The 14488-nt window shown below is 56.1% G+C and carries 15 protein-coding genes; 7 read left to right on the top strand and 8 right to left on the bottom strand.

What is annotated here, in order from left to right; genetic code table 11:
• The first annotated feature begins 79 nt into the window (after positions 1-79).
• Positions 80-460, top strand: a complete 381-nt coding sequence (locus MDHKLMBL_RS07495; RefSeq protein WP_053113772.1) for a rhodanese-like domain-containing protein — start codon at positions 80-82, stop codon at positions 458-460.
• Positions 461-467: 7 nt separating this feature from the next.
• Here the strand turns inward: MDHKLMBL_RS07495 and MDHKLMBL_RS07490 are convergent, their stop codons facing one another.
• Positions 468-926 (bottom strand): YchJ family protein, encoded by a 459-nt coding sequence (locus tag MDHKLMBL_RS07490; RefSeq protein ID WP_104270493.1) that lies wholly within the window; start codon positions 924-926, stop codon positions 468-470.
• Positions 927-1035: 109 nt separating this feature from the next.
• Here MDHKLMBL_RS07490 and MDHKLMBL_RS07485 point away from each other — a divergent pair, with 109 nt between their 5' ends.
• Positions 1036-1758 (top strand): sulfite exporter TauE/SafE family protein, encoded by a 723-nt coding sequence (locus MDHKLMBL_RS07485; RefSeq protein WP_227497899.1) that lies wholly within the window; start codon positions 1036-1038, stop codon positions 1756-1758.
• Here MDHKLMBL_RS07485 and MDHKLMBL_RS07480 read toward each other — a convergent pair.
• Positions 1755-2435 (bottom strand): hypothetical protein, encoded by a 681-nt coding sequence (locus MDHKLMBL_RS07480; RefSeq protein ID WP_104270492.1) that lies wholly within the window; start codon positions 2433-2435, stop codon positions 1755-1757. The two genes, MDHKLMBL_RS07485 and MDHKLMBL_RS07480, sit on opposite strands and share 4 nt — an antisense overlap.
• Before the next feature lie 163 nt (positions 2436-2598).
• Here MDHKLMBL_RS07480 and MDHKLMBL_RS07475 point away from each other — a divergent pair, with 163 nt between their 5' ends.
• Positions 2599-3936, top strand: coding sequence for an HD-GYP domain-containing protein (locus MDHKLMBL_RS07475; RefSeq protein WP_104270491.1), 1338 nt, complete (start codon positions 2599-2601; stop codon positions 3934-3936).
• Between the two features lie 17 nt (positions 3937-3953).
• Here the strand turns inward: MDHKLMBL_RS07475 and MDHKLMBL_RS07470 are convergent, their stop codons facing one another.
• Positions 3954-4382 (bottom strand): hotdog fold thioesterase, encoded by a 429-nt coding sequence (locus MDHKLMBL_RS07470; protein WP_104270490.1) that lies wholly within the window; start codon positions 4380-4382, stop codon positions 3954-3956.
• A 71-nt stretch (positions 4383-4453) separates the two neighbouring features.
• Entirely contained in the window at positions 4454-6721 is a 2268-nt protein-coding gene (locus MDHKLMBL_RS07465; protein ID WP_104270489.1) for a putative bifunctional diguanylate cyclase/phosphodiesterase, read from the bottom strand.
• Between the two features lie 223 nt (positions 6722-6944).
• On the opposite strand from MDHKLMBL_RS07465, the gene MDHKLMBL_RS07460 reads away from it, so the two are divergent.
• Positions 6945-8285: a cyclic di-GMP phosphodiesterase gene (locus tag MDHKLMBL_RS07460; protein ID WP_041646472.1), complete on the top strand. Its 1341-nt coding sequence runs from the start codon at positions 6945-6947 to the stop codon at positions 8283-8285.
• Positions 8286-8306: 21 nt separating this feature from the next.
• Here the strand turns inward: MDHKLMBL_RS07460 and MDHKLMBL_RS07455 are convergent, their stop codons facing one another.
• Genes MDHKLMBL_RS07455 through MDHKLMBL_RS07445 form a run of 3 tightly spaced genes read right to left on the bottom strand, consistent with a single transcriptional unit; the run spans position 8307 to position 11294 of the window.
• Complete coding sequence (locus MDHKLMBL_RS07455; protein WP_104270488.1) at positions 8307-9071, bottom strand: substrate-binding periplasmic protein; 765 nt, start codon at positions 9069-9071, stop codon at positions 8307-8309.
• 40 nt (positions 9072-9111) lie between these two features.
• Positions 9112-10494 carry a ribonuclease J gene (locus MDHKLMBL_RS07450; protein ID WP_104270487.1) on the bottom strand — a complete coding sequence of 461 codons (1383 nt, stop codon included), beginning with the start codon at positions 10492-10494 and terminating at the stop codon, positions 9112-9114.
• Positions 10491-11294 (bottom strand): substrate-binding periplasmic protein, encoded by an 804-nt coding sequence (locus MDHKLMBL_RS07445; protein WP_227715700.1) that lies wholly within the window; start codon positions 11292-11294, stop codon positions 10491-10493. The genes MDHKLMBL_RS07450 and MDHKLMBL_RS07445 overlap by 4 nt, the downstream gene beginning before the upstream one ends.
• A gap of 140 nt (positions 11295-11434) precedes the next feature.
• On the opposite strand from MDHKLMBL_RS07445, the gene MDHKLMBL_RS07440 reads away from it, so the two are divergent.
• A complete protein-coding gene (locus MDHKLMBL_RS07440; protein WP_041645947.1) occupies positions 11435-12118 on the top strand; it encodes a type 1 glutamine amidotransferase domain-containing protein in 684 nt (227 codons plus the stop codon).
• A 69-nt stretch (positions 12119-12187) separates the two neighbouring features.
• On the opposite strand, the gene MDHKLMBL_RS07435 is transcribed toward MDHKLMBL_RS07440, so the two are convergent.
• A complete protein-coding gene (locus tag MDHKLMBL_RS07435) occupies positions 12188-12634 on the bottom strand; it encodes an acyl-CoA thioesterase (protein ID WP_104270485.1) in 447 nt (148 codons plus the stop codon).
• A gap of 95 nt (positions 12635-12729) precedes the next feature.
• Here MDHKLMBL_RS07435 and MDHKLMBL_RS07430 point away from each other — a divergent pair, with 95 nt between their 5' ends.
• Positions 12730-13458, top strand: coding sequence for a MotA/TolQ/ExbB proton channel family protein (locus tag MDHKLMBL_RS07430; protein ID WP_014579156.1), 729 nt, complete (start codon positions 12730-12732; stop codon positions 13456-13458).
• Positions 13455-14480, top strand: a complete 1026-nt coding sequence (locus MDHKLMBL_RS07425) for a peptidoglycan -binding protein (RefSeq protein WP_104270484.1) — start codon at positions 13455-13457, stop codon at positions 14478-14480. Before MDHKLMBL_RS07430 ends, MDHKLMBL_RS07425 begins: the two co-directional genes overlap by 4 nt.
• Positions 14481-14488 lie beyond the last annotated feature (8 nt).

Below are 14488 nucleotides of genomic sequence, written 5' to 3'. Positions count from 1 at the left end.
CATGTACGGGGTGTCGCCCGGCGCCTCAAACCCTTATCCTGAGGTATAACCTTATTCCATCAGTATGAGGAGCTTACCCATGAAAACTGCCCACGATCTGGTTGAAGCCGCCAGGAAAGAGATTCAGGAAGTACCTCTTGATCAGGCGGAAGACGCCATCAAGAACGCTGACTTACTCCTCGATGTGCGTGATGCGGATGAGTACCGGGCCGGCCACATACCCGGCGCGGTCAATATTTCCCGTGGTTTGCTGGAGTTCAAGTTCACCAATGATCCGGCGTTCGAGAGCCGCAACATGAACATCGTCTGTTACTGCAAGACATCCGGGCGCGCCGCGCTGAGTGCCAAAGCCCTTAAAGAAATGGGCTACATGCACGTGCAGTCCATCGCCGGAGGATTCGATGCCTGGCAGGAAGCCAACAAACCGGTTGCCAAACCCGAACTGCCGTCCTTCGAGTAACGGGCGTTTACAGGCAGCAGGCCTTGTGCTTTCGGCCACTCCCGCAGGGGCAGGGTTCGTTGCGACCGGGCTTCAACTGGCCCTCGCTGGTATCACCTCGAAGGTAATACCAACGACCCTGCTCCCGGACAAAATCGGAGTTTTCTTCAAGAAACCCCCAGCCCTTGCCCAGACGACAGACCGCACGAAAAAGCACCGTACCACGATCGCCGGACTGGTTGGTTTCCAGGATCTGCAAAGAGGTCCAGTCTGGTGAGTCTTCCAGGCTGAGTGTCTCTGGCCGTGAGCTCTCGTGCCAGGTGGCCCGCAGATAATCGGGCAGCTTGAGAACGAAGGCCGCGTACCGGGATCGCATCAGCGCTTCCGGAGTAGACGCTGCTTCGCCATGATGGAGAGGCTGGCAGCATTCGCTGTAGGATTTACCGCTGCCGCAGGGGCAGTTTCGATTTTCAGTCTGTAGAATCATCGGGCTTCGATCGTTTCGGCTATGCTCGTAATCCGGCAGTGTATCAATATCAAACCGGCGTTGCTCCGGCCTACTCTCCTGACCTTTTTGGTGATTTCCTTTGACAGATGTGTCGCTGTTACAGATTCTTCTGGCCAACCTTGCCATTCTTGCCGGAGCTTGCCTGCAAGGCGTGGCCGGCTATGGCATTGGCACACTGGCCGCGCCATTGCTATTCCTGATAAGCCCTGTGTTAGTGCCCGGTCCCCTGATCCTGAATGCCACTCTGCTCACTGTATTCATGCTGATCCGCAATCGCGGCGCATTGCAGGTCAGGGAAGTGCGTTTTGCCATCGGTGGCGGCGTTGCCGGGGCAGTCCTGGCAGCACTGACGTTGCTGGTAATTTCGACCAAAGGCTTCGAACTGACCTTCGGCATTCTTATCCTTGCCGGCGTAGCGCTCAGTGTTGGCGGTCTCAAGCCGGCGCTCAACGCACGGAACAGCGTGCTGGCCGGAGCCGCTTCCACCTACATGGGCACGATTACCGCCGTGGGTGGACCGCCAATTGCGCTGATTTACCAGAATGAAAAGGGTCCGCTGGTCAGGGCCAACATGTCGGCCTTCTTCCTGGCTGCCAGCGTGCTGAGCCTGTCAGGCCTGCTCGCCTCCGGCTACCTGGGAACCCGAGAGCTTTTCCTGTTCGCAGTTACTTTCCCGGGAGTATTCCTGGGCTTCTGGCTGTCAGGCAAACTGGTTCACCGTATGCCCTTTGAGGGGCTTCGCCCGGTAATTCTAGGTATCGCTGCCATCGCCGGAATGGCGGCGCTGATTCGCGGGCTGATCTCACTCTAGGAATCGGACCAGAGGCGCACGCGGAATCGGTTTTTCTTCCACAATAAAGCCAGCCAGAGCGCGTGAGCATTGATCAGGAACGCCAGAATCCACTCGAATGCATCGTCCTTGCGGCTGTAGAACTCGGGCGCCACGCCATTCAGGATGACTGAAAGAATGCCTACCGCCAGAATAAGCTGGCAAAGATTCAGCAGCCTCATGCCCGTGTTCTTCCACAACGGATGGCTGCGCAATCCGGAACTGACCAGCAGCTCACAGATGAACGTGAGCGAGAAATACAGAACCACGCCAATACGGCGGATCAGGTTGAAGCCGTCCCCGGCGTGTCCCAGAGCCAGGGTATAGGCGCCGAGCGAGACGCTGGCCACCAGGCCCAGCCAGGGGACCCAGGCCACACCGCTGGAATGAACGCCGAGCTGGCGCAGCCACCGACCGTTAAGCCACCAGAACAGAATGCCCAACAAAGCCGCCGGCAGCATGGTACCTTTGAAAATGAAGTAGGAGGTGCCGTGACGACCAGTCCGGCTGATGCTGGTGCAGCTGTCCCAGTATGGATTGCATAGGTCCACATGCCCTTCCAGCACTGAAACTGTAAGCGTGATATGGATGGTTAACAGCGGGATAAGCGCCGCAGCCAGTGCAAGCCACCAGAGATGGAAGGAACGATGGTCAGTCATTGGAAGACCCCCTCTGAGCGACGCCGCGCCCGGAATCACAACCCCGGCGAAACCGGCCGCCAACCTGTTGAATGAACATTATTTGACCAGATTTTGCAATCCGGTCCATCCTGTCAGAGGTTTTTTGCCTCAAAATAGTGCTCCAGGGATTCAGGATTAGAGTATGAGTGCACCGCATCAGGAAATTATTGAAAGCCAGATCGACGTGTCGGAACTTGCCATCGGCATGCACGTCATTCGTCTGGACCGCCCCTGGGAAGATACGAACTTTCTTATTCAGGGCTTTATTGTCCGTGATCAGGCGGACATTGATGCGCTGCAGGCACAGTGCGAGTTCGTTTTTATTGAAGGACGTATCGATGGGGCACCGTTGCCACAGCACGGGGAAAGCACCGCACGTAAGTCTCCAGGTCTGATGGGACTGTTCCGCAAAAAACAGGCCACCGAACCCGAAAAGAATGCCCGTAGGCCTGTACCGCCCCGCAAGCGTGTCAGGTACATCAACAAAATCGACGCCGGACAGGAGATGGAAACGGCGATCATACGCTTCGAGGAGGCCCAGAAAACCGCCAAATCGATCATGTCCGGACTCAGGGTTGGCCGTACCCTGGATCTGAACAATGCCCGGACGGTGGTGAACCACTGCGTGGAAAGCGTACTCCGCAATGAAAACGCCCTGCTGCTGCTCACCAAGATCAAGCACCAGGATGAGTACACCGCCGAGCACTGCATCAATGTGTCCATTCTGGCCGCTGCCTTTGGCAAACACCTTGGATTGCTTGAAGGAGAAATCCGCAATCTGGCCCTGTGTGGCCTGCTCCATGATGTCGGCAAGACCCGGATTCCCGATGAGATCCTCAACAAGCCGGGAGCACTGACACCGAAAGAGTTCGACGTTATGCGTCACCACACCACCCACGGCCGCACCATATTGATGGGGACCAGCAATTCCCTGAACACCGCCGTGGATGTGGCATTCAGCCACCACGAGCGGATGGATGGTTCAGGCTATCCCCGAGGCCTTTACGCCCAGCAAATCCCCTACTTTGCCAAGATCATAGGATTGGTGGACACCTACGATGCCATTACCAGCAACCGGGTCTACGACAAGGGGCGGGCCTCCATGCAGGCGCTGGAAATTATTCACAAGCACCGCGGCACCCAGTTCGATGAAGAGCTGGCGGAGGCCTTCATCCAGATGATCGGGGTGTACCCGCCAGGGTCCATCGTCGAGATGGTCAACGGCGAGGTTGGCATCGTTGTGGAGAGCCGGCCGGAGCATAAACTCAAGCCTTGCGTTCTGCTGGTCAGGGAGTCTGACAAAAGCGTGATGGCACCCTATTGGACGGTAGACCTAAAGGTCAGCCCCGAAGATGCCTCAGGCGAAATCTACCGCATTGCCCGGGAGGTCCCTGACGGAACTTACGATATCGTACTTCAGGAATTCGTGGATCAGGGACTGATCGTTACCAGCCCAGAGGCCCTCGCCGAACAACCCTGAAACACGACCGGTCTTTCTCAGCCCGGACGTTTGGTCACCGCCATGGTCAGCCGGGAAATACAGGTCGTTTTCCCCTCTTCGTTCTCAAGCAGAATTTCCCATACCTGAGTGGCACTACCGATGTGAACTGGCCTCGCCGTGCCATACACCCAGCCCTTGGTAACCGGGCGGATGTGATTGGCGTTGATATCCAGCCCAACAGCGACAGTTTCCGGGTTCTTCAGGCAGCAATTGGCCGCCATACTGCCAAGGGTTTCCGCCAGCAGCACCGATGCGCCTCCATGCAGAATGCCAAAAGGCTGTACAGTACGCTCATCAACAGGCATGCGGCCTTTGACATAGTCGTCGCCAATTTCAAGGTACTCGATACCCATGTAGCTGACCGCGGTGTTTTCGCTGGCTTTGGCAAGGTGTTCAAGGTTCGGGGTGCTGGTCCAGATTGCCATAAGAGACTGGTCTCAATGTTGTTTGAAATGGATTAGAAACGAGGTCCCAGTTTATACAGATAGGATGCGAACTACCAAGCCCTTCTCTTTCGATCTCCGCTTGCTTGCTCAATCAACTTCTCGAACTCCAGCGCCGGAAGCGGGCGGCTGAAATGGTAGCCCTGAAAGCGGGTGCACCCCATGCGAACAAGGCGTTCCAGCTGCCCTTTGGTTTCCACACCTTCGGCCACCGCTGACAATTTGAGCGCAGAGGCCAGGGCCAGGATGGTCTCTGCGATAGCCGCATCATTGGGATCATCCAGGATGTCTCGCACAAACCCCTGATCAATTTTCAGCTCATCCAGAGATAGGCGCTTCAAGTAGCCGAGGGACGAATAACCCGTGCCGAAATCATCGAGGGAGATCCGTATTCCCATGCTTCTCAGGGTTCGAAGTGTTTCCTCCACCAACTCGAGATCGTAGGCAAGAGCGCTTTCGGTGATTTCTACTTTCAGGTTTCTTGGGGAGGCACCGGTTTTTCTCAGCAGTGCCATCACAGTCGAACAGAAAGAGGGGAGGTGGAACTGCCTGGCACTCACGTTGACCGAAACCTGGAGCTTTGACAGCGGTCCGCCTCGCTCTTTCCAACTGGCGATCCGCGAGAGAACGTCTTCCAGAACCCAGTAGCCGACCGATTCAATGAGTCCGGTTTCCTCGGCCAGAGGAATGAACGCGGCGGGAGACACCATGCCGCGCCCCGGGCAATGCCACCGAAGCAGAGCCTCGGCGCCCACAGGCTCACCTTTCTCATTCACCAGTACTTGATAGTGAACTGCCAACTGATTCTTCCGCAGTGCCACCCTGAGGTCCGACTCGAGAGCCAGGCGCTCGGACACTTTCTTCTGCATCATGCAGTCATAGAAGCGGATGCAGTTACGGCCATCCTCCTTGGCGCGGAACATGGCCATATCGGCTTGGCTCAGAAGCTCTTCAAGGGAAGTGTCGTGATCATAGAACAGGGTAATGCCGATGCTGGGAGTGCCTGTGTACTCTATGCCGTTGAGATCATAGGGCTCGTTGAGGGCATCGCGGATTTTCTCGCAGACTTTCTCGACCTTGGCAGCAGCATCGGCCGGCTCGGCGGGAAACCCCTTCAGAATGAGAACAAACTCGTCCCCACCGAGCCGGGCAACGGTATCCCAGTCCCGGACCGTGTTTTTCAACCTCTCCCCCACCTGGACCAACAGCTCATCGCCGGTCAGATGACCCGCGGAATCATTGATGTTCTTGAAGTTATCAAGATCAATAAATACCAGAGCACCATGATTATGATCCCGATTGCTCCCGGTTAACGCCTGCGCCAGGCGATCCCTGAGCAGGCGCCGGTTGGGCAGGCCGGTCAGTGGGTCGTAAAAGGCAAGCTTCTCGATCTCGGATTCCGATTGCTTGCGATCCGTCACATCAAAAAAATAGCCGTGCCAGGTCATGCTGTCGTCGGCCAATCGGGCGGGCACCGACCTGGCTTCCACCCAGGCCATCGTGCCATCGCTCTTGCAAGCTCGGAAGCTTGTTTCGAACGGCGTCATGCACCGACGAGATTCATCGACCTTTTCCAAAAAGGATGCCTTGTCTTCATCCTTGATCAGGTTCAGTAACGGCTGAGCATCCTTACTCAGCTGATCAGCCGAAAGCCCGAATATATCTTCAACTTTTTCGCTGATGAAAGGAAAGGTTACATGCCCGCCTGGATACATCCTGAACTGAAAGATAACGCCCGGGAACTGGTCGGAATAACGATAAAGGCTATTCTCGAACCTCACGTTACGACTGGCCAGGATCTGTCGGTGGACAGACGCACCTAGAACCTCTCCAACCTGAAGCACGAATTCTTCTGTTTCGGAATCCAGCACTCGAGACTGTTCAAGAAAATCGAAACCCAGGATGCCACGGACCTGACCTTCCAGTCTCAAACCGACAAGAACGAGGCTACGAATACTCTCCCGTTGGAATTCCAGTTTCTCCTCTTCCGCATCAGAGGGCAGCTCTTCGACTTCGGGAATGACAAGCACCGGGAGAGTTTGCAACTGATCCCTAAGCCACGGAAAGCGGGCCATCGGTATGTTCTGGATTGCGTCTCTCTGAGGTGTCACGCCGTTTCTGCAGGCTTCATGGGTGATGGATATGGTCTGGGTAGCTTCCTCCAACGTAATCAGGTAGGCACGATCTGAACATAGCCGTTCGCCAAGTTCAGCGATGAAGCCGTGGACGCTACTATCCAATTCATCAATCTTTGATCGGGCCAGGCCCAGAGACAGCCTGTAGACAAACTCCTGTTGTTCCCGAGTCACTGCGTTCACCATTCCTACGACCTCCTTCCCTAGACAGCTCCACTTGTTATTTATGATAGTTGATAGAAGCTTTTCGAGTACTTACGAAACGAAGCTTCGGTAAGTTCATACTTATGCGTATCCTTTAAGTACGTATTACAGGATTTTAGATTTCTGCTACAAAAAACCGCCGACAACCTGTGACCCCGGAATAACGAGACCGTATGATGAACTCCAGACAGCCAGGTTGATTGGTATGCGATACGAAACGGTCGAACTTGAAATTGATGTCTCGGAACTGCGGGTCGGAATGCACGTCGTCCGGCTGGACCGCCCCTGGGAAGACACTGATTTCCTGATCCAGGGCTTTGTGGTCCAGCGACAAGAGGATATCGATGCCCTTCAGTCCCAATGCCGACGCGTCGTGATTGAAGGCAAAGTGAAGAACACTGAGCCGGACATTTCCCAACGAAAGTCACGGACATCGGCGAAGTCCCGTTTTTCCATGTTCCATGGACCGACATCCGAACAGGAAATATCGAATCGCCCGCAAGAGCCCATTGCGGAAACCGGCAATTCCCGGTCGCGTCAACGGATTACCTACATCAACAAGGTCAGTGTTGATAGGGAAATACGAAAAGCATCTGGACATTACGCCGAGGCGAAGTCCTTTGCCGACAGCATCATGTCCGGTCTACGCGTTGGTCGCACACTTGATCTCAACAAGGCTCGTGAGGTCGTAGATAACTGCGTAGACAGCATCCTCAGAAATGAAGACGCACTTTTACTGCTGACAAAGTTGAAAAACAAGGACAAATATACCGCAGAGCATTCCCTCAACGTTTCGATACTGTCGGCGGCGTTCGGCAAAAAGCTGGGCTTGCTGGAAGAAGAGATTCGGTCGTTGGGGCTGGCCGGCCTACTCCACGACATAGGCAAAGCCAAAGTCCCTGTCGATCTGCTGCAAAAACCGGGACCCTTGACCCCCGAAGAACACGGAATCATGCAGAACCACGCCAACTGGGGCCGTGACATGCTCATGGCCCTTCCCCGCGTGGTACATGCGGCCGTCGACGTAGCCTACAACCACCATGAACGCCTTGACGGCAGGGGCTACCCCCGGGGCCTCGTTGATTCCCAGATTCCTTATTTCGCCAAAATTGTGGCCATCGTCGATACCTACGACGCAATCACCAGCAATCGAGCTTATGACCGCGCGCGCTCCTCCCGGGAAGCGCTGGAAATCATCCACCGCTTCAGAGGCATTCAGTTTGATCCCGAGCTTGCCCGGGAGTTCGTCCTGCTGATCGGGATCTACCCACCCGGCGCCATTGTTGAAATGAAATCGGGCGAGGTAGCCATCGTGATTGGCTCAAACCCGAAGAATCGACGAAAGCCAAAGGTGGTTTTGGTTCGGGATGAAAACAAACAGCGGCCTGCAAAATACCGTCTTCTGGACTTGCAGACGGAGCCTCTTAACAGTGTCGGAGAACCGTTCGAAATCATTAAAGAGGTTCCTGACGGCACCTACGGAATCGTCTTGCAGCGATTCATCGATAACGGGCTCACTCTGGAACTAAACGACGCATCGGTTTGACACCTGCCCAATCAACATACTTCAACTGGAGGCGGAGTACATAGCCTTGTAGCGCCTGATCAGTTCTTCCACGCGGCCAGAGTTCACGAGCTCATAGAGGCGCTCGGCAAGTCGCTCCCGAAGCTCGAAGGAGTTGCATGGCGCTGCCTTGGAGAAGGTAAAAAACAGACCCTCTCGGCTCACCGGGGTCGGCAAGGGAACAAATTGATCGGCGATACCCAGGTACTCCAGTTTCACCTCACCCTGCAAAACTTCATAGAGGACATAATCCACCCGGTCAACGAGCGCCATCTGGAAGGATTGTTCAATCGACCTGACTCCCTCAATGAGGAGGTTTTGTTCCGCATACCGGTCGAAATTCTGGCCAAAACTGTTGTTGATCAATGTGCTGCCCCGCTTACCCACCAGGTCCGGCCAGTGGCGATAGACAAACTCCCGGCCTTTGGGGACCCAGACAGCGGTCGGCAGGTGCGTTATTGGCGGCAGCAAATAATCCATGTAGCCAATACGTTCCGAAGTAATGAACGCGCCCGCCACCATGTCGATATCGCCCTGGCGTGCCATGCGCTGGACCCGGGCCCAAGAGCCTATGTCTTTCACTTCAACATTGACGCCCAATGGCTCCGTGATTTCCTTGAGCAAAGCAGGCACCGCGCCAATCAGATAGCCCGGGCGCTCCTGGTCGCGCCAGAGCAGGGGTGGATACTCCGGATTCCCGCTCACGATGAGCGTATTGCAGGAAGGGTCTGGCAATGCATGAACCGGGGCCAGAAACAAGGCGGCCACTGCGAATACAAGTGACCTACCGACAACAGAAGAAAATGACTTATTCAACTCTCACAAGACCCTCTTTGTGCCAGCCCAGACGGCCAGTTTCGACAACCTGGCGACGAATTCCCGGCACCGGCCGGATCATGAAAAGATCGCCGTTTCGGCCCACCATGGCACGGGGTACACCAGTTGCTTTGGCTATGTCAGCATGCGTTTCCATGTGTTCAGCCTCACCATGAACCGGAATGGCAATGGCAGGCTTTACCCATTTATACATTAACTCCAGCTCTTCCTGCGCGGGATGACCTGAAGCATGAATTGGCAAATCAGCATCCTCGGCCGTGATTACCCTCACCCCCAACTCTTTCAGTCTGGTCACCAGCGCCTCGATGGATTCCTCGTTGCCGGGGATGGCGCGAGCGCTGAAGATTACCGTGTCGCCCGCCTCCAGCTCAAAATCCGGATGGGTACCAGAGGCCAGTCTGCGCAGAGCCGTTCGCGGCTCGCCCTGACTGCCCGTGGCCACGGCCAGTACTTCGTCCCGCGGGAGATACCCCAGATGTGCCGGATTGATCAACTGGTCAGCCGAATCCCACAGCCCTGCAGCCCTGGCGGCGCCACTCATATTGATCAAAGACCGGCCCAATAAACCCATATAACGGCCGGTTTCCCTCGCGATTGAGGCCAGAGTATGTAATCGGGCGATATTACTGCCAAAACAAGTCACTACAACGCGGCCCTCGGCGGTGCGGGTCGCCCTGAGCAATCCTTCATGCAAGGCCGCCTCGGATACCGAATGACCCGAGACTGTGGCGTTGGTGGAATCACACACCATGGCGTTCACGCCCTCGTTTGCCAGATCGGTGAAGGTTTTTGGCGAATAGCCATGGCCTACCAGCGGCTGCTCATCCAGCTTCCAGTCACCGCTGTGGAAGATGTTACCGGCGGCGGTGCGAATCATCAGCGCGTTAGGGTCCGGGATGGAGTGAGTCAGCGCCAGCCACTGCACGCTGAATGGCCCGATCTGCTTGCTCTGGCCGGTCTCCACTTCGATGATCGGCACCCGGTGCAGCAAGTCGAACTCCGCGAGCTTGCGACGCAGAATTTCGGCCGTGAACCGGCTGGTGTATATCGGACACTGCAGCAGCGGCCAGAGGTAGGGAACAGCTCCGACATGATCTTCGTGGGCGTGGGTAATTACCAGGCCCGCCAGTCGTTCACGGCGGTCAGCAATGAACGCAGGATCCGCCATTTGAACCGGCGGCTCGCCACGATGATGCACCGTGCCATCAGCAGCAATGCGACCTGGCTTTGGAAAGGTAACACCACAATCCACCATCAACCAGGCACCATCGTGGCCATAGAGGTTGAGGTTCATACCAATTTCACCGGTTCCACCCAGGGGTAGGAACCAGAGGTCAGACTGTTCGGGAATCATTCAGCAAATCGGTCCATGTACTTCAACACCAGGTCCTCGTGTATGCCTTCCAATTCAATCAGTTTCAGCGCCGCCCGAATGTCATCGGCATACTTCAGCACGGGCGAGTTCTTCGCAACAGCGATGTAGGAGCGCTCTCCAGGCACAAAGAACGGTGAAACCTTAACATCCAGCCCCAACTTTTCGACCGCGTACAAACCGACAAGCTCTGGGGCGATCACGACATCTACCCGGCCTTTCTGCATCATCAGCATCAGGTTTTCGTAACGGGGCGCAGGCTCCTTGAGAAGTTTGTCATCAGTATCAAACCGGGAGAAATACGACGCCCCTTCCAGAATACCAATGGCTCGTCCATACAGATCGGCGTAGCGCTCAATGCGATCTTCTGCGTTAAGGTAAAAAAACAATCGCCGTTCCGGAGGAAATGCCGGCGCCACGAACTCCATGAGTTCGGTCCGTTCGGCGGTCTCCAGGGGCCCCAGCATGACATCCACCTCACCCTGCTGCACCATCCTCAAGACCCGCCGGAAAGGCGCCTCCCGATAATGCACTTTCCAACCCAACCGATCAGCGATTTCCTGGAAGATATCCACATATAGGCCCGTTGGCTCCCCACCCTCGATAATCCGGTAGGGGGGCGCATGATTGGCACCCACGGTTACGGTCAGCGCTTCCACGGTTTCCGTGCCCTGCTGGGCCGAAACAGGAAACACTAACGCCATAAGAACAGCGGTGGCGAACACTCGCATTCCAGTCATCCTTGCCTGTGAGGTTTTCAGATTCTTATGAGGTCTGGCCATCTGTCTCCAGTATAGACGGTTCAAGATCCGGGATCGTCGGATTTACGTACTGACGGTTGAATTCAGTCACTGATGGCACAACTTCATTATCACAGCAATCAAGAAGCGCCATTCATTCGTCAATGAAAAGGACGGACACCATGAAGATTCTGATGGTTCTTACATCCCATGACCAGATGGGCGACACCGGCCATAAGACCGGCTTCTGGCTCGAAGAGTTCACCGCGCCTTACTACGTTTTCCGGGATGCCGGCGCAGACATCACCATTGCGTCACCGAAGGGTGGCCAACCGCCAGTCGATCCCAACAGCGAGGCCGAGGAAGCGCTGACCGAGACAACGCGTCGGTTCCAGCAGGATGCCCATGCCAAGGAATCCCTCGCCAGCACTAAAAAGCTGAGCGACGTGGACATGAACGAATACGACGCGATTTTCTATCCAGGTGGTCACGGCCCGCTCTGGGACCTGGTTAACGACGACAAGTCCATTGCCCTTATCAAGACAGCCTACGAGCAAGACAAGGTGATCGGTGCAGTTTGCCACGCACCAGCCGTGTTCAAAAACGTGGAAGTGAAACCGGGCCAGAACATCGTTGGCGGCCGGGAAGTAACAGGCTTCACCAACAGCGAGGAAGAAGCGGTTGGCCTTAGCGGCGTGGTGCCTTTCCTGCTGGAAGACATGCTGAAGGAAAACACCGCCACCTACACCCGCGGTGACGACTGGGCACCGCACATCGTGGTGGACGGCAAGCTGATTACCGGGCAAAACCCGGCCTCTTCCGAGGGGGCAGCGAAGGCCGTTGTGCAGGCTCTTCAAGAGGCCTGATCCGGCAGTAACTGCAGGATGAGTCCAGGGCCAGATGAATTTCATCTGGCCTTCTTTTTTGCTTTCAGCCTACTCCCCTGCGTGACTGATCAACTCGCCCGGAGCGCCCAGCTCCAGCAATTGACGAATGTGATCCGGTATCGCCACCTTGCCCATCACCGAAGGCTGAATCAGCACATAGGTGACGTCCGCATCGGCGATAAATCCGTCATCCCCATACCGGAAAAACTCCAGATGCAGGGTAAATGAAGTGTTTCCGATTCGCCCGGCGCGAATGCGGGCTTCCAGAACATCGTCAAACTTCGCCGGGGCCTTCCAGTTCACCGTCAGGCTCACCACCTGGATATCCAGGTCCTGATCCAGCAGGTGCTGATAATCGCCAAACAGGGTGCGAATGTATTCGTTGACGGCAATATCAACGAAATCCGCATAACGTGCGTTGAACACCACGCCCTGGGCATCGCATTCACCATAGCGAACCCGGAAGCGAAAACGGAAGGGCAGTTCATCAGCCATGACGCGCTCCGATTAAAGTTCAGTTACTGTCGCCAACAGCTTCTCATATCTGTGCTAACGTTTTGAGGAATATCTCAAAAAAGCTGGCCATCGCTATGAGCAACCCCAAGCACACCCTTTTCTGGATGACGCTGTTCCTCGGCGTGGTCGTCATCGTCGGCGCCCTGATCCACAAACCCCTGATTTCCGCCTTTATGGCCAACTGGGTTTTCAATCTGCTGATTCTCGGGGTTCTGATCATCGGCATCGCCCTCACCTACAGGCAGGTGTTCGTGCTGTTTCCGGAACTGAAGTGGATCGCCCAGTTCAGAACCGGACACGCCGGCCTTTCGGTGGTTCAGGAGCCCAAGTTGCTGAAGCCGCTGGCAAGACAGCTCGGCGAGGACGCAACCAAGGACCGGTTCACACTGTCTACCCTTTCCCTTCGAACCGTGCTCGATGGTATCCACTCCCGCATGGACGAACAGCGGGAAATCACGCGCTATTTCATCAGCCTGCTGGTCTTCCTCGGCCTGCTGGGTACTTTCTGGGGCCTGCTGGGCACCATCAACTCGGTCGGCCAGGTCATCACCGGACTGGATATGAGCCAGGAAGACTTCGGCAAGGTGTTTGCGGAGCTTCAGGAAGGCCTGCTTACGCCGCTTGAGGGTATGGGCACCGCGTTCAGCTCCTCTCTGCTGGGATTGGGCGGCTCACTGATACTGGGCTTCCTGGATATCCAGGCTGGCCATGCCCAGAACCGCTTTTATGACGGCCTGGAGGAGTGGCTGACAGGTGTGACCAACCTCGTGGACCGGATAGACGACGAGAAAGACCTGTCATGATCGGTTCCAGGCGCCGAAGCCGAAGCACCACCAACGTCTGGCCGGGATATGTGGATGCCCTTTCGGCCTTGTTGATGCTGGTCATATTCATGCTGCTGGTCTACGTGGTCAGCCAGCTCTACCTGTCCCAGACACTCTCTGACCGGGATACCCAGCTCGCCCGACTCAATGCCCAGTTGAACGAGCTCTCGGAATTGCTCGGCCTGGAAGAAAACAGAAGCGAGGCACTGGAAAATCAGTTAACCAGCCTTCAGGAGCGGAACAACAGTCTGGTCGGTCAGCTGGAATCCACCCGTGAACAACTGATGCGGCAAACCGCCATGGCCGATGCGCAATCGGAGCGACTGGCCAGCATGGAAGAGTCGATTGACGAGAAAGACGATGTATCGGCCAGCCAGCAGGCGATGATCCTGAGGCTGTCGAATCAGATAGCCTCCTTGCGAGAGCAACTCAGGCAGATTGCCTCGGCGCTGGAGCTCCAGGAACAGATGACCGCCGACAAGGAGCAGGAACTGGAACAGGTCAGCAGACGGCTGAACACCCTGCTGGCCGAGCGGGTCAGCCAGCTGGAACAGTATCAGTCCGAGTTCTTTGCCCGCCTGCGGGATATTCTGGCCGGTAACGAGAACGTCCGGATTGTCGGCGACCGGTTCCTGCTGCCCTCCGAGCTGCTGTTTGCTTCCGCCTCGGCAGAACTGGGCGAAGAAGGCCGGCGGGAGCTCGACAAGCTTGCCGACCTGCTACTGGATGTTTCCGCCAAGATTCCCGAGGACGTAGACTGGATCCTGAGGATTGATGGCCATACCGATGTCATACCTATCAATACCCCAAGATTCCCCTCCAACTGGGAGCTGTCCACTGCCCGGGCCGTCGCAGTCGTGCGCTATCTCGCAGCCCAGGGTGTGCCGGAACGGCGCATGGCGGCTGCCGGCTTCGGCGAGTTCTTCCCGGTAGCGGAAGGCACCTCTCCGGAGGCGTTGCAGAGAAACCGGAGGATTGAGCTGAAGCTTACAGATCGTTGATCGGGCGC

It is taken from the genome of Marinobacter flavimaris (genome assembly GCF_002933295.1).
Classification (GTDB): Bacteria; Pseudomonadota; Gammaproteobacteria; order Pseudomonadales; family Oleiphilaceae; genus Marinobacter; species Marinobacter flavimaris.
Note: the sequence above shows the minus strand (reverse complement) of the source record. Positions and strands in the feature narration are given on the sequence as shown.